Source organism: Streptomyces sp. NPDC048442, assembly GCF_040651475.1.
Lineage (GTDB): Bacteria > Actinomycetota > Actinomycetes > Streptomycetales > Streptomycetaceae > Streptomyces.
Genome location: NZ_JBEZKB010000021.1, coordinates 84,785 through 106,756 on the forward strand (window position 1 = coordinate 84,785; position 21,972 = coordinate 106,756).

8 protein-coding genes are annotated in these 21,972 nt (G+C 72.0%); 6 read left to right on the plus strand and 2 right to left on the minus strand.

Annotated features, from left to right (window positions below; all coding sequences use genetic code 11):
- Positions 1-118: 118 nt before the first annotated feature.
- The 6 genes from AB0D18_RS27700 to AB0D18_RS27725 are packed head-to-tail and all read left to right on the plus strand — an operon-like array spanning position 119 to position 18,551.
- A complete protein-coding gene (locus AB0D18_RS27700; protein ID WP_362424307.1) occupies positions 119-5,680 on the plus strand; it encodes a beta-ketoacyl synthase N-terminal-like domain-containing protein in 5,562 nt (1,853 codons plus the stop codon).
- Positions 5,681-5,691: 11 nt separating this feature from the next.
- Entirely contained in the window at positions 5,692-6,573 is an 882-nt protein-coding gene (locus AB0D18_RS27705; RefSeq protein ID WP_362424090.1) for an ACP S-malonyltransferase, read from the plus strand.
- On the plus strand, positions 6,573-7,889 hold the full coding sequence (locus AB0D18_RS27710) for an FAD-dependent oxidoreductase (protein ID WP_362424093.1): 1,317 nt from the start codon (positions 6,573-6,575) through the stop codon (positions 7,887-7,889). Before AB0D18_RS27705 ends, AB0D18_RS27710 begins: the two co-directional genes overlap by 1 nt.
- A 53-nt stretch (positions 7,890-7,942) precedes the next feature.
- A complete protein-coding gene (locus AB0D18_RS27715; RefSeq protein WP_362424096.1) occupies positions 7,943-15,067 on the plus strand; it encodes an SDR family NAD(P)-dependent oxidoreductase in 7,125 nt (2,374 codons plus the stop codon).
- Positions 15,068-15,106: 39 nt separating this feature from the next.
- Entirely contained in the window at positions 15,107-17,950 is a 2,844-nt protein-coding gene (locus tag AB0D18_RS27720) for an alpha/beta fold hydrolase (RefSeq protein ID WP_362424098.1), read from the plus strand.
- 46 nt (positions 17,951-17,996) lie between these two features.
- On the plus strand, positions 17,997-18,551 hold the full coding sequence (locus tag AB0D18_RS27725; RefSeq protein WP_362424100.1) for a hydrolase: 555 nt from the start codon (positions 17,997-17,999) through the stop codon (positions 18,549-18,551).
- A 57-nt stretch (positions 18,552-18,608) separates the two neighbouring features.
- On the opposite strand, the gene AB0D18_RS27730 is transcribed toward AB0D18_RS27725, so the two are convergent.
- Together AB0D18_RS27730 and abc-f are read right to left on the minus strand one after the other, a co-directional pair.
- A complete protein-coding gene (locus AB0D18_RS27730) occupies positions 18,609-20,297 on the minus strand; it encodes an ABC-F family ATP-binding cassette domain-containing protein (RefSeq protein ID WP_362424103.1) in 1,689 nt (562 codons plus the stop codon).
- A complete protein-coding gene (abc-f, locus tag AB0D18_RS27735) occupies positions 20,290-21,927 on the minus strand; it encodes a ribosomal protection-like ABC-F family protein (RefSeq protein WP_362424106.1) in 1,638 nt (545 codons plus the stop codon). The genes AB0D18_RS27730 and abc-f overlap by 8 nt, the downstream gene beginning before the upstream one ends.
- Positions 21,928-21,972 lie beyond the last annotated feature (45 nt).

The window sequence follows — 21,972 nt, forward strand, 5'->3', positions numbered from 1 at the left end:
CCCGCGTCACAAGACATAGGGGATTTTGTTGAGTCGCAACGAATGGCGAAGCGGAAATTCCGCGTCCGATGCAGCGCGCCCCGATGCCTCGCTGGTCCGCCGTGCCGCCGTGGACGAGATGGTGTTCGCACCCCGGTGGACGCACGGCCGGCTCGACGCGGTGGGAACCACCGGGGGCGGCCCGCGGACCTTCCTGGTGCCACCCGGACAGGCCCGCCTCCACCAGGAACTGACGGAGCGTTTCCCGCACAGCAGGGTCGTACTCCTCGACAGCGCGGCGGTAGCCTCGCTCGCCGCCGCCCCGGCCCCCGGCGAGCATCTGGTGTTCGTCAGCCGCACCTCGTGGGCCGACGGGATCCGCGACGCGGACCTCACGGCCTTCCTCGACCTCGTCCACGCCCTCGACCGGTGGCCGCACGTCCGCCTCGACGTGTTCACCGACAAGGCGGTGCACAGCCCGCTGTTCACCGCGGCGACCCATCCCGTGGACGGGGTGTACGTCGGCCTGGCGCAGGCCCTCGCCAAGGAGCGGCCCGACTGGACGGTGCGCTGCTTCTGCCTCGCGGACCTCACCGCGGCGACGCTGGACCAGGCCCTGGAACGGCCCCTGCCGACCGTGCCGGGCGCGCCCGTCTGCGTACGCGGCGACGAGTACGCCGTCGCGTCGATGGAACCGGCGGCCCTCGCGGCCTGGCCGGACCGTTCCGCGTTCAGGGCCGGGGGCACCTATGTCGTCCTCGGCGGCACCGGCGGACTCGGCGGCCTGCTCGCCGAGTACCTGGCCGCCGAGTACGGGGCCGAGGTGGTCGTCATCGGCCGCCGCCCACCCGAGGACTTCACCCCACAGGCCGACACTCTCAGGGAGTTGGGCGCCCGCGCCGTCCACTACCACCAGGTGGACCTGGCCGAAGGACCCGCGCTGCGGCGCGCGCTCGACGCCCATGAGGTCATCCACGGCGTCGTGCACTCGGCACTCGTGCTCCAGGACGCCACCCTCGCCACCATGAGCGGGCAGGTGCTCGCCGACGTACTGCGACCGAAGCTGCACGGCACCCACCACCTGGTGGACGCGCTGCGCGGCCGCAACCTCGACTTCTGTCTGTTCTTCTCCTCCGTCCAGGCCCACATCGCCAGCGCGGGACAGGGCAACTACGCCGCCGCGTGCGTGGCCAAGGACGCCTACGCGGACCTCCTCCACCAGGCCCTGCTGATCGACGCCAAGGTCGTCAACTGGGGCTACTGGGGCGAGATCGGGGTCGTCGCGAAGCCGGAGTACCGGGAGCGGATGCAAGGGCTCGGGATCGGCTCGATCGAACCGGCCGAAGGGCTGGCGGTCATCGAGCGGTTCCTCGCAGCCGACGACCTGCGGATCACGTGTGTCAAAGGAACGGAAGAGGCGTTGGAGCGCATGGGCATCACACCGCACAAGTCCGCCGCCCCCGCGGCATCGCCCGCCGGCCTGCCGGGAGTCCTCGACGACGTGGTGCCGCTCCTGCGGAACGACGACGCCGACGTCGCCCGCAACCGGGACCTCTCCGAGCGGCTGGAGGCGTACACCCGGTGGCGGCTGCGGCAGGTGCCGCTGCCGGCGACGGCGATCGACAAGTACACGCTGCTGACGGACGCCATCGCCGCGATGCCGTCCGCACAGTCCCTGCCGCGGGCCGAACTCCTGCGTGACTACCCGGAGTTGACCGGCCACCTCGCACTGCTCGACCGGTGCCTCGACCACCTGCCCGACGTCCTGAGCGGCGCCACCGACGCGGTGGAGGTGCTCTTCCCCGACGGCTCCTTCGACCTCGTCGCGCCCGTCTACCAGAGCAACCCCATCGCCGACTACTTCAACCGGATCTGCGCACAGGTGGTGACCAACTACCAGCGCCGCTCCGCGGGCCGCCCGCTGCGCATCCTGGAGATCGGGGCCGGCACCGGCTCCACCACCAAGTTCGTGCTGCCGATGCTGGATCCGCGGGAGGTGAGCTACCACTTCACCGACCTGTCGTACGCGTTCCTGCACAAGGCCCGCGACGCCTTCGGCGGCGACCACCCCTACCTCTCGTACGAGATCTGCAACATCGAGGACCCGCCCGAGGAGTACACCGGGTCCTTCGACATCGTCGTGGCCACCAACGTCCTGCACGCGACGTCGAACGTCCCCGGCACGCTCCGCAACGTGCGCAAGGTGCTGCGGGAGGGCGGCATCCTCGTCCTCAACGAGATCACCGCACGCCAGGACTACGCCACGCTCACCTTCGGCCTCACCGACGGCTGGTGGCTCAGCAACGACCCGTACCGCATCGAGCACAGCCCGCTGCTCGCCAGTGACCAGTGGCAGCGCCTCATGTACGAGGCGGGCTTCGGCACGGTGCGCACCCACGGCGGCGACGGGCAGCAGGTCCTGGTCGCGCTGGCGGGCGCGGCGGACGAGGCCGCCCCGGCCGCCTTGGCCGCTCCGGCCGTCGAAGCCGCGGAAGTGCCCGAGGCGCCCGAAGTGCGGGTGCGGGTGGAGCAGTTCGTGCGTGAGGTGATCGCGGGGACGATGCGGTTGGAGGTGTCGGAGGTCGAGGTCGACCGTCCGTTCCGGGACATGGGGATCGATTCGCTGATCTCGATGGAGTTGTTGAAGCCGTTGCGTGAGCGGGTGGGTTATGTGCCTGCGACGGTGTGGTTCGAGTATCCGACGGTGGAGCGGTTGGTGGAGTTCCTCGTCACGGAGTACGCGGACACGGTGGCGGAGGCGTTCTTGGCCGCTGCTGCTCCGGTGGCCGAGACCGCCCCTGCCACCGAGGTGCCCGAGGTGCCCGAGGTGCCCGAGGTACGGGTGCGGGTGGAGCAGTTCGTGCGTGAGGTGATCGCGGGGACGATGCGGCTGGAGGTGTCGGAGGTCGAGGTCGACCGTCCGTTCCGGGACATGGGGATCGATTCGCTGATTTCCATGGAGTTGTTGAAGCCGTTGCGTGAGCGGGTGGGTTATGTGCCTGCGACGGTGTGGTTCGAGTATCCGACGGTGGAGCGGCTGGTGGAGTTCCTCGTCACGGAGTACGCGGACACGGTGGCGGAGGCATTCCCCACCACCACTGCCGCTCCTGCCGCCGTAGCCCCGGCCGCCGAAGTCCCCGAGGTGCGCGTGCCGCAGGAACGCTCTCGCCGAGTCACCCCGCCCGCGAGCGAATTTGTGCCGGAGCCCGGCGACATAGCCGTCGTCGGCATTGCCGCACGGTTGCCCAAGGCAGCCAGTGCGAAGGAGTTCTGGGACAACCTTCTCGCCGGCCTGGACTGCACGTCCACCGTGCCCGCCGAACGCTTCGGCGTACGCCTGACGGAGGGCTCCGAGCCCCTCTCGTACACCGAACGCGGCGCCTTCGTCGACGACATCGACGCCTTCGACCACACCTTCTTCGGCATCACCCCGCACGACGCGGCACGCATGGACCCCCAGGAGCGCCTCGTCCTGGAACAGACCTACCTGGCGATCCTGGACGCCGGTTACAGCCGCTCCAGGCTCGCCGGCAGCGAGACCGGCGTGTTCGTCGGCGTCATGAACGGCGGGTACGCCTGGCACACCCCCACCTCACCCGGCGCGCAGCCGCCCACCTCGACGTTCTGGTCGATGGCCAACCGCGCCTCGTACCACTTCGACTGGCACGGCCCCAGCATGGCCGTCGACACCGCCTGCTCCGCCTCCCTGACCGCGCTGCACCTCGCCTGCCAGTCGCTGCGTACGGGGGAGTGCGACCGCGCCGTCGTCAGCGGCGTCAACCTCATCACGCACCCCCGGCAGTACGAGCTGCTGTGCGGTCTGGAGATGCTGTCGCGGACCGGGGAGTGCCGGCCCTTCGGCGCCGGAGCCGACGGCTTCGTGGACGGCGAGGGCGTCATCAGCCTGGTGCTCAGGCCCGCCGAGGAGGCCCTGCGCGACGGGGACCGCGTCCTCGCCGTCATCAGCGGTTCCGCGGTCAACGCCGGTGGCCGTGCGAACGGTTACACCGCGCCCAACCCCGAGGCCCAGTACGCGGTCGCCACCAAGGCCCTCGCGGCGGCGGGCACCTCCCCCGAGGCGGTCGGCTACCTGGAGGCGCACGGCACCGGCACCGCCCTGGGCGACCCCATCGAACTGCGGGCCCTCACCAAGGCGTACGCCGCGGCCGGCATCCAGCGGATCCGGCTCGGCTCGGTGAAGTCCAACATCGGCCACCTGGAGTCGGCGGCCGGGCTGAGCGGAGTGCTCAAGGCGGTGCTCCAGATGCGGCACACCACCCTGGTGCCCTCGCTGCACGCCGAGCGGACCAACCCGCACCTGGACTTCACGGCCACCCCGTTCAAGCTCAACACCGCGGTGGAGAGCTGGCCCGCGGACCTTCCCCTGGTGTCCGCCGTCAGCTCGTTCGGCGCGGGCGGCGCCAACGCCCACGTGGTGCTGCGCGGAGTGCCCGAGCACGCGGAGACCGGGGCGGGGACCACCGGGGCACGGGACTGCTACGTCATCCCGCTCTCCCACCACAGCGGCGCCGGACTCCAGTCGGCCATGGACGAGCTGCGCCGGTGGCTGGGCGGGCGCCGGGTGGACATGGACGCCCTCGCCTACACGCTCGCCTGCTGCCGCGACAGCTTCCCGCACCGGGTGGCCCTCGTCTGCCGCGACCAGGACGAACTGATCCGCGCCCTCGACCAGGACCTGGGGCGCCGCCCCGGACCCGCGGCGGCGCCGCCGCCGCGGGCGGCGCAGGAGCTGAACGCCCGTACAGCCAGGGACGTCGCGGACCTGTTCGAGTCCGGCGGCTCCCCGGACTGGGACAGCTACTACCCCAGGACCACCCCGCTGGAGCTGCCCGCCTACCCGTTCCTGCGGCACCGCCACTGGGTCGACTCCGCGGAGTCCGGCTTCCACTCGCTCTCCTCGCTGGTGTCCGCCCACCGGATCGACGGCGAGACCATGGCACCGGCCGCCTGGACACTCGCGCTCCTCGCCGACCGGGCCCGGGGCAGGGCGCTGGGCAACGTGCTCTGGCAGAAGAGGATCACCGACCCCGGGGCCGTCGAGGTCCGCGAGCGCGGCAGCGAACTCTCGCTCGTCGACAAGGCCACCGGCGACGTCCACTGCACGGCCGAGGTGTGCGCGCCGACGGCGGTCACCGGCCCGCCGGAGATCCCCACCGGGCGCAGGCAGTACGGGCCCGACATCTACGACACCTTCCGGCGCTCCGGCTACGACTACGGCGCACCGCTGCGCGGCGTGCGCTGGGCCGAGGTCGGACAGGGCGCGGTACGGGCCTTCCTGCACGTGGACCACGACTGGGGCCACGCCGTGTCGCCCGCGCTCCTGGACTGCGGAATGCAGCTGTCCATCCTGCTGGCGGCCGAGGAGGAGCCGGGCGGGCCCGTGTTCGTCCCCTACCACCTGGGCCGGCTGACCGTGGTCCGGGCGCCGCGCGACGAGGCGGTGTTCTGCCACTGCGTGGCCCGGCCTGGCGGCAGCTCCCGGCGGACCCGCAGCTACGACTTCTTCTTCACCGACGAGCACGGCGACGTCCTGGTGGCCCTGGAGGAAGTGGTGTCCGTGGCCCTCGACGGCAGCGTCCCGGCGTCCCGCCGGCACGCCCCGGCCACCGGGCCGGCCGCCGCCGGGTCGGCCGCCACCGGGTCCGCCGCCGCGCCCTTCACCGTCCTCGAACTGAACTGACGGGGGCGGCAATGGCCATCGACGTCGTGATGTTCCCCGGGCAGGGCTCCCAGCGCCTGGGCATGGGCCACGAGGTGTTCGACGCCTACCCCCAACTGTGCGACAGGGCCGAGGAGACCGTCGGCCACCCGCTGCGCGAGCTGTGCCTGAAGGACCCGCAGGCGCTGCTCAACCAGACCGCCTACACCCAGCAGGCGATCTACTTCGTCAGCTGCCTGATGTACCTGGCGCACACCGAGGAGCACGGGCACGAGCCGTCGCGCTGCCTGACGGGCCACAGCCTGGGGCTGTACCCGGCGCTGTTCGCCGCCGGCGTCTTCGACCTCTTCGAAGGGCTGCGGATCGTCGCCAGGCGCGGCGCCCTCATGCAGGAGGCGCGGGACGGAGCGATGGTGGCGGTCCTGGGACCGCAGGCGGACGACATCGACCAGCACCTCGCCGAACTGGAGTGCTTCGACGTCGAGGTGGCCAACTACAACAGCCCGGAGCAGGTCGTCCTCAGCGCGGCGCAGTCGAGCCTGGAGGAGCTGGTGCCGCGCCTCGAAGAGATCGGCCACCGCTGTGCGTGGCTGCCGGTCAGCGGGGCCTTCCACTCCCGGCGGATGGAACCGGCCAGGCGCGAGTTCGCCCGCTTCCTGCGCGACCGGGAGTTCGCGCCGCCCACCAGGACCGTCGTCTCCACGACGAGCGGCCGGACCCTGGGCGCCGAGCACCTGCTGGAGGAAATGGTCTTCCAGCTGGTCAAGCCGGTGCGGTGGCGGCAGACCGTGACCCATCTGGCCCGTACGGGACACCGGACCTTCCAGGAGATCGGTCCCGGCACGGTGCTGACCAAATTGAGCACAAAGATCCTCGGCGACGCCAACTCGCCGCAGCCCGAGTCCAGGAAGTGATGACCGTGGTAACAGAACGCAGCAGGATCGCCGTGATCGGCGGTGGCGGAGCCGGAACCGTAGCCGCCTGGCAGCTGTCCCGGCAGCACGACGTCACGCTCTACGAGGCGGGCGCGTACCTGGGCGGGCACGCCTACAGCCACCCGGTCGACACCGACCGGGGCACCGTCCACATGGACATGGGCGTGGAGCACTTCAACGAGAAGCTCTCGCCCAACCTGTTCCGGCTGCTGACCGACTTCGGCATCGGCACCTACGTCGCCCCGTCCTCGGTGCACGTGGACTTCCCCGGCGAGCGGCAGTCGTGGAACAACCTCAACTTCCTCGGAGAGCTCCGCGAGGAACTGCACGAGGAGTTCGACCGGTTCCACCAGGAGATGAACCAGCTGCCGACCTCGGGCGACGCCTCGTACAAGGACATGAGCATCGGCGAGTACCTGGACAAGAACGGGTACTCCCGGAGCTTCAAGTACAAGGCGATGAACCCGATCCTGAGCATCTACTCGGGCTGTCACGCACCGTCCCTCGACTACAACCTGATGTACGTCGCGCTGTCCTTCAGCATGAACCTGCTCTCCTTCTTCGCCCCCGGATACTGGCGCAAGGCCCAGGGCGGCATCCACGGCTACCTGGCCAGGATCGAGAGCGAGCTGGGCGACCGCGTCCACCTGAACGCACCCGTCGAGGCCGTCGTCCCGACGGACGCCGGCGCGACGGTGGTGGTCGGCGGGCAGGAGCACCACTTCGACCAGGTCGTGTTCGCCACGCACGCGGACGTGACGCTCGGACTGCTGCGCACCTCCGACCCCCGTTACCAGGAGCGGCTCGGCGACTTCGCCTACGTACCGGTCGAGAGCGTGCTGCACCAGGACGAGAGCTGGCTGAGCGAGGCGGGCCGCGACGCCTACTGCCAGTTCCGGATGCCCGAGGGCTTCGAACTCGCTCTCGCCGAGGAACAGATGGGCAGCCTCACCCGCAACTGCAACGTGTTGTACCCCTACCGCGACGTCGAGGCGCCCCTCCTGATCACCTTCGACCCGCAGGAGGACGTCGACCCCGAGCAGGTCATCGTCCGCCGCAAGTGGAAGCTGCCTCAGCTCCGCCCGGCGGACGTGCGCCACAAGAGGCGGCTCAGCGAGATCCAGGGCGTGAACAATCTCTGGTTCTGCGGCACCGACACCAGCGTCACCGGGCACGAGGGGGCGATCGTCTCCGGCATGGTCGTCGCCGACCGGCTGGGCGTGCCGCACCCCTTCCCCGACGACGCGCCGGCCCTCGCCCAGTTCCGCGGCATCAAGGAATTCATGGGTGTCTGAGCGACCGCCTTCCGGCCTGTGACGTCTTCACTTTTCTCTACGGGGATGGACCCATGGAATCGCTAGCACCTCGGTACACACAGCTCGCCGCACCGGACGGGTCCGGCGGGCAGGCCGGCGCCGCTCCCGGCACCACAGTGGTGGTCACCGACCGGGAGGACATCGCGGCGGCGGCCCGTTCCCTCGGCGCCGAGTGCTGGTACGCCGACCCCGCCACGGACGGTGCGCAGCGGATCGGGCAGGAGCTGCGCGGGCGCGTCGCCCACGGCACCACCCTGGTGGTGGCGTGGGGCGACGGGCCCTTTGGCGGCGTCCCCGGGTACGGGACGGCGCTGCGGTTCGCCCGCGCGGGACTCGCCCTGCTGCAGGCCGTGCGCGAGTCGGGGTGCCGTGTCCACCTCGTCACGCTGTCCCGTACGACGGACGTGCTCTCCTCGCTGCTCGACGGCATGGCCAGGACGGCCGCCCAGGAGCACCCGCTCGTCCACACGGCGATCGAGTGCGGCGAGGGCGGCGGTGACAACGGCGGTGACGGCGGCGGTGACGGCGGTAACGGCGGTGACGGCCGCGACCGCGTCACCGCGGAGCGGCTGCGTACGTGGATCGAGGCCGGCACCCGCCACCCGGGAGCCCGGCTGCGGGCCGACGGCGACCGGATCGCCCGCCTCGACCACGTGCCGCAGCCACTGGAACAGGTCACGCCGGGCGAGGTGTTCGGCGAGGGCGACCCGGTGGTGGTCATCGGCGGCACCGGCGGCGTCGGCCGACATCTGTGCCGGTATCTGAGCAGCCGCGGCGCCCAGGTGTTCGTCCTGGGCCGCGGCACCCCCGACGCGCGGACGCAGGCGGCGCTGAAGGAAGCGGGCGTGCGCAGCTACCTCGGCGCCCCGGCCCACGACTTCGAGGCGCTCGACGGCGCGCTGCGCCACCTCCACGACAGGGTCGGGCCGCTCAAGGCGGTGTTCCACCTCGCCGGAGTGCTGGACGACTGCCTGCTGTACCACCTGACCCCCGACCGGCTGGAGAACGTACTGCGGCCGAAGGTGGCCACCGCCCTCAACCTGGCCGCCCTCACCGGGCCGCACCGGCCCGCCACGGTGGTGCACTTCAGCTCGCTGACGAGCATCACGGGAAACGTCGGCCAGAGCGCGTACGGAGCGGCCAACGCGTTCCTCGACCGGCTGTCCGGGCAGCGGCCCGGCTGGTACAGCATCAACTGGGGCCTGTGGGAGACCGACGGCATGCAGATGCCGGACGACGGCTCCGGGCTGCGCGCGATGTCCCCCGAGCGGGCCTGCGACGCACTGATGTCGGCCCTCGCGGGCGGTGTGCGGCAACTCGCCCTGTACGAAGGTGAGTTGAAGCTCTCCGGCGACGGCGCCGAACTGCCTTCAGCCGTGCGGGACACCGAACCGCCTGCCGTCGTGCACGGCGCCGAACCCGCTGCCGATCTGCTCGCCCGCACCCGGCAGTGGCTGCGGGATCTCATCGTCCGGCACTCCGGTCTGCGGCAGCTGCGCGAGGACGACAACCTGCTGGACGCGGGGCTCGACAGCGTCGGCAGCATCCGTGTCAGCAGGGACATCGAGACCCGTCTGGGCATCGCCGGGTCGTCCCGGCTGAGCCGCGCCGTCCTCTTCGAGTACCCGACGGTCGCGGAGCTCGGCGCGCACCTCGTCGAGAACCTTCCCGCAGAGCTGGAAACCTTCCTCGCGGGCGAGCGTCAGGCACCTGTGCCGGAACCCGCCGCGCCGGAACCCGCCGCGCCGCCCCCCAAGGCCCGTACGGCCGAACCCCGGCCTCAACCTCCGTACACAGCAAGGGAGTTCACCACCGCGCACGCAGTTGCCGAAGAGGCCCCTGCCGAGGAAGCACCCGCCGAGGAAGCACCCGCCGAGGACGCCTACCGCCCCGACGACATCGCCATCGTCGGGATGGCCGGGGAGTTCCCCGGCGGCGCCGACACCGAGGCGTTCTGGCAGGCGCTGCTGCGGGGCGACGACGCGGTACGGGTCATACCCGGCGACCGCTGGGACTGGCGCGAGGACCACTCCTTCGCACCGGACGAGCCCGGCGCCTCCTACGGCCGGCACGGCGGATTCCTCGACCGGGCCCTGGACTTCGACCCCGTCTTCTTCCACATCGCCCCCGTCGAGGCGCGGTACATGGACCCGCAGGAGCGCCGCTTCCTGCAGTCCGTCTACCACGCGCTGGAGGACTCCGGGTACTTCGCCCGGCCGACCGGCGACGTGGGCGTCTTCGTGGCCGCCATGTTCGGCCACTACCAGGACCTCACCGCTCCCGACCGGGTGATCGGCAGTTCGTTCGCCGCCATCGCCAACCGGGTCTCCTACGCCTTCGACCTGCACGGCCCCAGCATCGCCCTGGACACCATGTGCTCCGGCGGACTCACCGCCCTGCACCTCGCCGTGCGCGGCATCCGGGACGGGGACTGCACGCTCGCCGTGGCGGGCGGCGTGAACCTCATGACGCACCCGGGGAAGTACCGGCTTCTGTCCGAGGGCAAGTTCCTCAGCCCCACCGGCCACTGCCAGGCCTTCGGCGTGGAGGCGGACGGCTACGTCCCCGGCGAGGGAACCGCCGCCGTGGTCCTCAAGCGGCTGTCCGACGCGCTGCGGGACGGAGACCGGGTGCACGCCGTGATCCGGGCGACCGCGGTGAACGCGGGTGGCCGGACGGCCGGCTTCACCGTGCCGTCCGAACGGGGCCAGCAACGGGTGATCGCCTCCGCCCTGGCCCGCGCCGACATCGAACCGGCCGCGGTGACCTACGTCGAGGCGCACGGCACCGGCACCCGGCTCGGCGACCCGATCGAGGCGCGCGCACTGCGCGGCGCCTACGGAGGGCCCGAGCAGGGCCGCGCCTACCTGGGCTCCGTGAAGAGCAACATCGGGCACCTGGAGTCCGCAGCGGCACTGGCCGGGCTCGTCAAGGTCGTCAAACAGCTCGGCGCCAGGACCCTGGCCCCCACCCTCCACTGCGCACTCGAAAACCCCGACCTGCACCTCGACGACTCACGGTTCGCCCTGGTCAAGGAGGCCCGTCCGTGGCCCAGGGGCAGCGGCCCCACGCGGTTCGCCGGACTGAGCGCGTTCGGCGCAGGCGGCGCCAACGGGCACGCGATCATCCAGGAGTTCGTGGCCCCGCGCCCGGCCCGCCCCGCACCCGGGTTCGCGCGCTGCTTCATCCCGCTCTCCGGGCGCGACGAGGCAGCCGTGCAACGGCGCGCGGACCAGCTCATCGACGCGCTGCGCGACGCACCCGACACGGCGTCGTACCTGTACGGGCTGAGCTACACCCTGTGCTGCGCCAGGCAGCACTTCCGGGTCAGGCGCGGCTACTGGGTGGAGAGCGTCCAGCAGTTGGCCGACCTGCTTCGCGCGGACAGCACCTCCCGGGCGACGCAGGCGGCCCCGTCGGCCCCGCCCGCCGGTGACCCCTGGGCCGGAGCAGCGTCCGCCTACCTCGACGGCGACAACCCCGACTTCACCGCACTGTTCCCGGTCCGCATGCTGGTGGACGCACCGCTCTACCCGTTCGCCGCCGAGCGGTACGTGGCCGACACGCTCGACCACGCGCACCGGCCCCCCGCCCCCGCGACCCGCACCGCACCGGCCCCGAGCGAGGCGGCCGACGCCGCCGACACCGCCGAACTGCTGCTCGCCCCGGCGTGGCGGCCGCACCCGGCACCACACCCGGCGCGCCCTGTGCTGCCGTACGTCCTGGTCCTCACCGACCGCGGCCAGGAGCACCTGGTCCCCGAACCGCCGCAGGACACCCGGCTGATCCGGGTGTGCCCCGGTGACAGGCCGGTCGTGACGGCGGACCGGATCGAACTGCCCGAGGGCGACGACACCGCCGCACGGCGTGCCGTGGAGCACCTCACCAACGGGCTGGGCCTGGACCACCTGTACTGGGTGGACCTCAGGCGCGCGGGGACGGTGGCCTCGCACCTGTCCTTCGCCAAGGCTCTCCAGAGCTGCCGCACCCCCTCCACCGTCCTCGGCGTGACCCACGAGAACGACCCGGCCGCAGTGCACTCGGGGGCCGGCTTCCTGCACGGTCTGGCCGAGGAGAACCCGCACGTCCGCACCGTCCAGGTCCGCTGCGGCGCCGACGTGTTCGTCGACGGCTGGGGCCCCCTGCTGGACGAACTGGCCGCCGCCCGCCGCCCGCTCACCGAGGTCAGGTGGTCGGACGGCGCCCGCCAGACGCGCGAGCTGGCACCCGTCCAGCGGGGCGACGGCGTCCGGCTGCGCACCGGGGGGAGGTACCTCCTCACGGGCGGCCTCGGCAAGGTCGGCCGGGCCGTCGCCGAACTCCTCACCGAGCGGTACGGCGCCACGGTGATCGCCGTCGGCCGCTCCGCACCGGACGCAGGAGCGCGGCAGTGGATCGCCGCGTCGCCCGGCCTGCACTACGAGCAGGCCGACATCGCCTCGGCGGCCCACACCCGGGAACTGATCGACACGGTCCAAGAGCGCTTCGGCGGCCTCGACGGAGTCATCCACTGCGCGGGCGTCGTCAAGGACGCCCTGGTGCAGAACAAATCGGTCCGGGACGCGGACGCGGTGCTCGCCCCGAAGGTGCAGGGCACCCTGAACCTGGACCGGTACACCGCCCGGCTGCCCCTGGACTTCTTCTGCGTCTTCTCCTCCATCTCCAGCGTCATGGGCAACACCGGGCAGAGCGACTACATCGCCGCCAACCGCTTCCTCGACGAGTTCGCCGCCGAGCGCGCCCGGCGGGTGGCGGACGGCGAGCGCAGCGGCCTCAGCCTGTCGGTCAACTGGCCGCTGTGGCTGGACGCCGAGGACGAGCGGCTCGAGCAGTACCAGGCGCTCGCCGCCTTCCTGCACGGCCAGTTCGGGATGGAGCCGCTCACCTCGCGGCGCGGCGCGGAGCTGTTCGCCGACCTGATCGACGGCCTGCCGCAGACGTGCCACCAGGTCGTCCCGTGCGTCGGCGACGTACCGAAGATGCGGCAGCGGCTGCTGCCGGGCGCCGCGCCCGCCACCGGAAGCCCGGCCGCCCGCCCCGGCGCGACGCGGGAGGACATCGGCGAGAGGCTCCTGGAGCTGGTGTGCGCCCAGACCGGTCTGCGGGCGCAGGACGTCGCCTTCGACAGGAGGTGGGGCGACCTCGGCTACGACTCGGTCATGCTCCAGAACATGGCCCGCGAACTGGGCCCCCGCTTCGGTGTGGAGACACCGCCCAACGCCCTGTTCAAGTACAGCAGCATCAGTTCGCTGAGCGCCTATCTGCACGACCAGGGAGCGGCGGGCGCACCCGACGCGGACGCAGAAACGGACGCGGGCCGGCCGGCCGCCGCAGCGCCGCCGCTCCCGTCCGCCGGAGCACCACAGCCACACCCACAGCCACACCCGCAGCCGCAGCCACCGCTCGCGTCGGCACCGGCGCCGCAGCCGGCCACCGCCGGAGAGCCCGGCACCGACGACCGCGGCCGGTACGCCGTGGTCGGGATGAGCGGCATCATGCCCGGCGGCGCCGACCTGGCGGACTTCTGGCAGCTGCTCGTCGAGAACGGCAGCGCCATCCGCCCGGTCGACCGCTGGAAGGGCGGCGACAAGGAGTACTTCGCGGGCACCATCGACGCCTTCGACGCGTTCGACCACTCCTTCTTCGGGCTCTCCGCCCGCGAGGCGAAGCTGATGGACCCGCAGCACCGGCTCTTCCTGCAGAGCGCCTACAACGCCCTGCTCGACGCCGGTTACGCGCCCGGCACGCTGCGGGAGGTGGGCGTCTTCGCCGGGGTGCAGTTCAGCGAGTACCAGACGGCGCTGCGCGACAGCGAGGACCGGGACCACCCGTACAGCGTGACGGGCAACGCGCACGCCATGCTCGCCAACCGGGTGTCCCACCTGCTCGACTTCACCGGCCCGAGCCAGACCCTCGACACCGCCTGCTCCAGCGCCCTCGTGGCGCTGAACCGGGGCGTGCTCTCGCTCGCGGCGGGGGAGTGCGAGATGGCGCTCGTCGGCGCCGTGAGCGTGCTCGTCGACCCGGCCGCCAGCGACGCGGCGAGCAAATTGGGGGTGCTCTCCCCCGACTTCCGGTGCGCCACCTTCGACAAGGACGCCAACGGTTACGTACGGGCGGAGGGCGTGGGCTGCGTGGCGGTCAAACGGCTCGCCGACGCCCGCCGGGACGGCGACGCCGTGCTCGCCGTGATCGAGTCGGTGGCCGAGAACCACGACGGCCGCTCGAACTCCCTGACCGCCCCCAACCCCGAGGCCCAGGCCGCCCTGCTGGGCCGGGCCTACACACCGGAACTGGCCGCCCGGGTCTCCCACATCGAGGCCCACGGCACCGGTACGAACCTGGGCGACCCCATCGAGATCGGCGCGCTGCGGACCGCGTTCGAGCGGCTGGCCCCGCACCGCGAGCCGGGCAGCATCACGCTGGGCGCGGTGAAGAGCAACGTGGGCCACCTGGAGCCGGCCGCGGGAATGGCGGGGCTGCTGAAGCTGCTGCTGTGCCTGCGCCACCGCCGCCTCCCGGCGAACATCAACTTCAAGGAGCGCAACCCGCTCGTCGAGCTCGAAGGTTCGCCCTTCCGGCTGCTGCTGGAGAACGAGGGGTGGGAGCGGGGCACCCCGCTGGTGGCGGGCGTCAGCTCCTTCGGGTTCGGCGGGTCCAACGCGCACGCGGTCCTCTCCGAGGCACCCGCCCCGCCACCGGCCGCCAGGACCTCGCGGCCGTACTGGCCCCTCACGCTCAGCGCCCGCTCCGCCGCCTCGCTCACGCGGATGAGGGACAGCCTGCTGGAGTGGCTGCGCGGCCCCGAGGGGCAGCACGCGGACCTCGCGGACCTCGCCCACACCCTCACGGCCGGCCGCGACCACTTCGAGTACCGCATGGCCTGGATCGTCTCCAGCTCCTCGGAGCTGGTCCGGTGCCTGCGGGAGGCCCGGCCGGGCGAGGTGGTCAAGTGCCGCTCCCAGGAGCTGACCACGCACCCGGTGACGCTGCCGGACGCGTCGGACCCGGGACACCGTGCGGCGCTGGAGGAGCTGCGGGCCCGCTATCTGGAGGGGAAGGAATTCGCATGGAAAACGATGTTCGACGACGGGCGGTACGGCCGGCTTCATCTGCCGGGCTACGCGTTCGAACAGAACCGGTTCTGGTTCAAGTGACCGGCATCGGCAGGGCAACGGCGCGCCAGGGAAACGGGAATGGGCATGGACGAGCGGCTTGAGGACGACACCCCCGTCGTGGTCGGCATGGCGTGCCGGTTCGCCGGCAGCGACGGCCTGGAGGAGTACTGGGAACGCCTGCGGCTCGGCCGCAGCGCCGTGGGCACCACCGACCGCTGGGCGGGGGAGGAGGACGGCGCCGGCTTCGTCGGCGGCTTCCTGGACGGACACCAGGACTTCGACGCGCGGTTCTTCCGCATCTCGCCGAACGAGGCGCCGTGCATGGACCCGCAGCAGCGGATCCTGTTGCAGACGGTCCAGCACGCCGTCGACGACAGCTATCTGACGGCCGCCGACCTGCACGACCTGGACTGCGGTGTGTTCGCCGCCGCCCTGCCGGGCGACTACCGCTCCCTGGTGGCGCAGCGCGGCGACGTCGTCTACAGCACCCACAGCTTCCTGGGCAACGCGCCCTCGACGCTGTCGGGCCGCATCTCCTACTTCTACGACGTCAACGGCCCGTCGATCACCCTGGACGGTGCCTGCTCCTCGTCGCTGGCGGCGCTGCACGAGGCGGTGCTCAACCTCCGGGCCGGCCAGTGCCGAGCCGCGATCGTCGGCGCCGTGTCGGTCTTCAGCACCCCGGAGGTGCTGCGCTTCGCCCAGCGTTCGCGGATGAGCTCCCCCGAGGGCACCTCGCTGCCCTTCACCGACGCCGCCGACGGATTCGTGCCCGCCGAGGGCTCCGCCTCGCTCGTCCTCATGCGTTACGACGAGGCCCGCTCCAGGGGACTGCGGATCTACGGGGCAGTCCAGGCGAGTGGCACCAACCACAACGGCACCACCAACGGTCTGATGGCGCCCAGCTCCCAGGCACAGGCACGGCTGATCGCCGGGCTGTACGAGCGCGAGAACATCGACGCCTCGCAGATCGCCTACCTGGAGACGCACGGCACCGGGACGCCGCTGGGCGACCCCATCGAACTGGAGGGCCTGCGGGCAGCCTTCCGCCGGGCCGGCGGCGACGGCTGCCACCTCGGCGCCGTGAAGCCGCTCATCGGGCACACCCTGGTCGCCTCGGGCCTGGCGAGCGTCATCAAGGCGCTGCTCGCCTTCCGGCACGCGACGATCCCCCCGGTGGCCGCCACCGAGGAGACGGCCTCGTACCTCGACGTCGAGCCGTTCAGGGTCAGCCAGGAACCGCTTTCGTGGCCGCAGGACAAGCCGCTGTGCGCCGTCAGCGCCTTCGGGTTCACCGGCTCCAACGGCCATGTGGTCCTGCGCAGGCTCCCGGACGTGCCGCCGTCCGCGGACGTGGACCGCCACCCGGGGCGGGCACTGCCGTTCTGCCTGTCGGCCGAGTCGCACAGCAGCCTCACGGCGCTGGCCGGGCGCTGCCTGGCGCTGGCCGCCGAGCTGCCCGAGGACCGGCTCTGGGACCTCTCCCAACTGCTGCTGCGCCGTTCCCACCGTACGTACGAGCAGGTGGTCGTGGCCCGCACCCGGGACGAACTCCGCACCGCGCTGGGCGCGTTGGCGTCGGCGCCGGACGAGGAGAGCGGCCCGCCGCCGCGCAGCGCGGACATCGACAGGCTCGAGGACTCCCTGCGCGAGCTGGTCGTCCTGTGGCGCAACCAGGACACCCCCGCCCTCGGCCGGCGGCTCGACGCACCCGCCGACCTGGCACCGATCGCGCTGCCCTCCTATCCCTTCGAGAAACGGCGGCACTGGGTGATCGACGAAGCCCCCGCGGGAACACCGGCCCCGCAGCGGACCCAGGCGGCCCCGGCCCCACCACCGCAGCCGGAACCCGAACCCGAACCCGTGGTGGACGACGCTCTCGTCGAGCAGCTGTGCGCCCAACTGGCGGACCTGCTGGGCTTTGACGGGGTGAAGGACCGGGTGGTGCCCGACACCAAGATCGTCTCGCTGGGTCTGGACTCGCTCTCGGCCGTCCAGCTGCTGAGCCCGTACCAGAAGGCCGGAAGCCCCATCAAGGCGCACGACCTCTTCCGCCACGAGACGGTGGCAGACCTCGCCGCCGCCGTCGGCGGCCGGCCCCTGACGCCGAAGGAGGAGCCCCCGGCGCCCGGCCCACTGCGCCGCGCACTCCCACAGACACAGCTACCGCAGACACAGCTTCCGCAGCCGCAGCTCCCGCAGACGCAGTGGTCCTCGTACGGCGACGAGGGGCGGCCCACCCTGCTGCTGCCCCCGCTCAACTGCGACCGGCGGGCGTGGAACCAGCAGATCCCGGCCCTGGTCCGGGCGGGACGCAAGGTCTACGTGCCCGAGTACCCGGGGCACCAGGGCGTCCCCTTCGACGAGGAGCGCTTCTCCTTCGAGGCGCTCGCCGACGAGGTGGCCGGCTTCCTGCGGGACACCGTCGACGGGCCCGCGGACCTGGTCGGCTGGTCCCTGGGCGGCTGCGTCTCGACGCTCACCGCGCTGCGCCACCCGGAGCAGGTCGGCTCTCTGACCCTCGTCAGCTGCGCACCCCGCTACGGCGAGGACGCCTTCGAGCGCACCCTCGACCTGCGCGAGGAACTGCGCCTCCACGGGAGCCTGCTGGAAGCGGTGTTCGGAGGGGGCGGCAACCTGGCCGAGAAGTTCGGCGCACAGTCCTCCATGGACATCCTGCGCTGCTACTACACGGCCCTGACGGCCTTCGACGTCGTCGACCGGCTCCCGGAGATCACCGCGGACTGCCTGGTGGTCCGCGGGGTCGGGGACTGCGTACTCGACGCGGAAGCGGTCGCGCAGTACTCCCGGATCCCCGGGGCGCGGGTGCGCGAGTTCGAGGAGCACGGGCACTACGTGCCGCTCACCGCGGCGCGCGACTTCAACGACACGCTGACGGAGTTCTGGACCACCCGGCACTGACCTCCTCCACGCGAAACTCCCCACTCGAACGGATTGGTTGCAGAAGATGCTGGTAAGCAAGGACAAGGCGGCGGTCGTCCTCTTCGACATGCAGTTGGAGCTGATCCCGCTGCTGCTGGAGGGAACCCAACTGCTGCACAACACCTGCTGGGTGGCAGAGGTGGCACGGGACTTCGACGTCCCGCTGCTGCTGACCGAGCACAAGAAGCTGGGCAGCCCCTCGGTGTCGCTCGACGAGGCGGCCAAGGGCGCACCCCGGCTGGAGAAGCAGCACTTCGACTTCCTGCGCGAGCCGTCCGTCGCGGACCACGTGGCGGCCACCGGCCGGGAGCAGTACGTACTGGCCGGCGCGGAGACCCACGTGGTCGTGCTCCAGTCGGCGCTGAGCCTGCTGGAGCGGGGCAAGACGGTGTTCGTACTCGCGGACACCGTCTCGGCCCGCAACAAGGCCGACCACGAACTGGGCCTCGCCCGCCTGCAGCAGCTCGGAGTGCACCTGATCACCCGGGAGATGCTCTTCTTCGAGCTGATCCGCGACTCCGAGGACACCCGCTACCTGGGCCTGGCCAAGAAATACCTGGACGGCCGCTACATCCGCTGAGCAGGGCCCGCGGGCCGCAGGGGGCGTGAACTCCGCCCCCCCTGCGGCCCGCAGGACTCAGGCCGGCCGGATCAGGCGGCCGTCGGAGAGTTCTACGAGGGCGTCGTGGTGGTGTGCGCGCAGGGCGCGGTCGTGGGTGACCAGTACGACGGGGCCCGGGAAGCGTTCCACCGCCGCCAGCAGCTGTTCGACCAGCAGCAGGCTGAGGTGGTTGGTGGGTTCGTCGAGCAGCAGGAGATGTGGGCGCCGGGCGAAGAGCAGGGCCAGTTCGAGGCGCCGCCACTGGCCCACCGACAGCCGGTTCGTGGGGGTGGCGAAGTCCTCCGGGCCGAACAGGCCGAACCTGGTCAACTCGGCCGCCGCGTCCTCGACATGGGCCGCGCGGCGCGCGGCGAACGCGTCGAGGAGCGTGCGCCGCTCCGCCCCGAAGTCGCTGTCCTGCGGCAGATGCCCGATGCGCAGACCCGGTGCGCGCTCCACCGTCCCGGAGTCCGGTTCCCGCTCACCCACCAGTACGGCCAGCAGCGTCGACTTGCCCGCGCCGTTCGGGGCGCTGATCACGTACCGGCTGCCGGCGGCCAGCACCAGGTCCGCGCCGCGCAGCACCTCCCCGACGGCGAGGCCGGTGGCCCGCAACAGCACCCCGTCGGCCGCCTCCGCCGGCTGCGGGGGCGCGAAGTCGAGGGGTTCCGGCGGGCGTGGCACCTCCTCTTCGAGGAGCCTTCGCAGATGCAGCTGGGCGGCCCGGCCCGTACGGGCGACGGCTCGCTCGGCGCCGCTCCCGGCCGCGTCGTAGGACAGCTTGTCGTTGTCGGCCCGGCCGCTGAAGACCCGCCCTCTGGTACGGGCCTTCTGGACCTGCCGCGCGGCCTCGGCGAGCTCCTTGTCCCACTCCCGGTACTGCTGCCACCAGCGCTCCCGGGCCGCGGCCTGCTCGGCGAGGTACTCCCGGTAGCCGCCGCCGTAGCGCATGACGGCGCCCCGGGGGCCGTCCAGGTCGACGACGGCGGTGACCGCCGCCTCAAGGAGAGCCCGGTCGTGCGAGGCGATCAGACACGGCCCCTGGTACGAGGCGAGCCACTGGACGAGCCAGTCCACCGCCCGGTCGTCGAGGTGGTTGGTGGGCTCGTCGAGCAGCAGCGCGGCCGGCTCGTCGAGGACCAGCGCGGCCAGCGCGAGGCGGGCCCGCTCGCCTCCCGAGAGGGTGTCGGTGCGCCGGGCCCGGTCGAGACGCTCCAGGCCGAAGACGTTCAGGACCTCGCCGATCCGGGCGCCCAGCTCCCAGCCGCCCCGGCGGTCGAACTCCTCCTGGAGAGTGCCGTACTCCTCCAGCACCGCGTCGAGCGGACCCTCGCCCGACGACATCCGCTCCTCCGCGGCCCGCATCCGTGCGGACAGTTCTCCGATCAGGGCGGTCGCCCGGGTGAGTACGTCCTCGATGCGGGAACCGGCCGGGAAGCCGGGCTGCTGCGGCAGGAATCCCACCCGGCCCGTCACCGCGCGCACCACCTCGCCGCGCTGCGGCACGAGGTCACCGGCGAGGATGCGCAGCAGGGTGGACTTCCCCCGGCCGTTCTCACCGATCAGGCCCACCCGTTCGCCCCGGGAGACCGTGAGCGACACGTCGTGCAGCACCACCCGGTCGCCCAGCACACAGTGCAGGTTCTCGGCGAGGAGGTGCGCCGAGCGCTGGTCGGCGGAGAGGATGTCCTGCCCGCCGGCCGGCTGCGGGTCCGCCTCACTCATCGCCCGGCGCTCCCGTCTCCTGCAGACGGCCCTCGGCCAGCCGTAGCCAGCGGTTCACCCCGATCTCCTTGACGAACCGCTCGTCGTGACTGACCACGATGAACGCGCCCTCGTACGAATTGAGGGCCCCTTCCAGCTGCTCGACGCTGTCGAGGTCGAGGTTGTTGGTCGGCTCGTCGAGCAGCAGCAGCTGCGGCGCCGGTTCGGCGCCCAGCACACAGGCCAGGGTGGCGCGCAGCCGCTCGCCCCCCGACAGGGCCCCGACCGGCAGGTGCGCCGCCGCCCCCCGGAAGAGGAAGCGGGCCAGCAGGGTCAGCCGGTCCGCCTCGGGCTTGTGCGGCGCGTACCGGGCCATGCACTGCGCGACCGTGAGGTCCAGCGGCAGTGTGTCCAGCCGCTGCGAGAGATAGGCGATGCGCCCCTCCGCCCGCTTGAACTCCCCGCTCTGCGCGGTGAGTTCGCCACTGACGACCCGCAACAGGGTGGACTTCCCGGCGCCGTTGCGGCCGCTCAGCGCGATCCGCTCGGGACCCCGGACACTGAGGTCTGCCCCCTCGCCCGCGAAGAGCTTCCGCTCCCCGTAGCGGACCTGGATGCCCTCGCCGAGGAAGACGGTGCGCCCGGACGGCACATGGGTGTCGGGCAGCTCCAGCGCGATCCTGCGGTCGTCGCGCAGCGTCCGGCTCGCCTCGTCCAGCCGCGCCCTGGCGTCGGCGAGACGCTGTCCGTGCGTGTCGTTCGACTTCGCCGCCGACTCCTGGGCGCGCCGCTTGAGCGTGCCCGCGGCCATCTTGGAGATGCTGCCCTTCGCGGCGGCCTTCGCACCGACACCGGCCCGGCGCGCGGCCCGCTCCCGGGCCTGCTGCATCTCCCGCTTCTCCCGCTTGACCTGCTGCTCGGCGGTACGGATGTTCTTCTCGGCGGTCTCCTGCTCGGCGGCCACCGCCTCCTCGTAGTCGGAGTAGTTGCCGCCGTACAACCGCATCTCTCCCGGGTCGAGTTCGGCGATGGAGTCCATCCGGTCGAGCAGGACCCGGTCGTGGCTGACCACGAGCAGGCAGCCGTTCCAGTTCTCCAGCACCTGGTAGAGCCTGCGGCGGGCGTCCAGGTCCAGGTTGTTGGTCGGCTCGTCCAGGAGCAGCACGTCGGGCTGCCTGATCAGCTGGGTCGCCAGACCGAGGGAGACGACCTGGCCGCCGCTGAGGGCGTCCAGCCGCTGGGACAGCGGAACGTCACCGAGACCGAGCCGATCGAGCTGGACCCGGCTGCGCTCCTCGATGTCCCAGTCGTCGCCGACCGTGGCGAAGTGCTCCTCGCTCACGTCCCCCGACGTGATGGCGTCCAGGGCCGCGACGACGGGGGCGATGCCGAGCACCTCGGCCACGGTCAGGTCGCCGGTCAGCGGCAGGCTCTGGGGGAGGTAGCCGAGCAGGCCCTGAACGGTCACCGACCCGCGGTTCGGGCTCAGTTCGCCCGCGATCAGCTTCAGCAGGGTGGACTTGCCCGCGCCGTTCGGCGCGACGAGGCCGGTGCGGCCGTCGCCCACGTTCCAGGACAGGTCCTGGAACACCGGGGTGCCGTCGGGCCAGGAGAAGGAGAGATTCGAGCAGACGATGCTGGCGTCGGACATGTACGCGGCCTCGCAGATTTAAGGATGCGGGCGCGCCGGAGCACG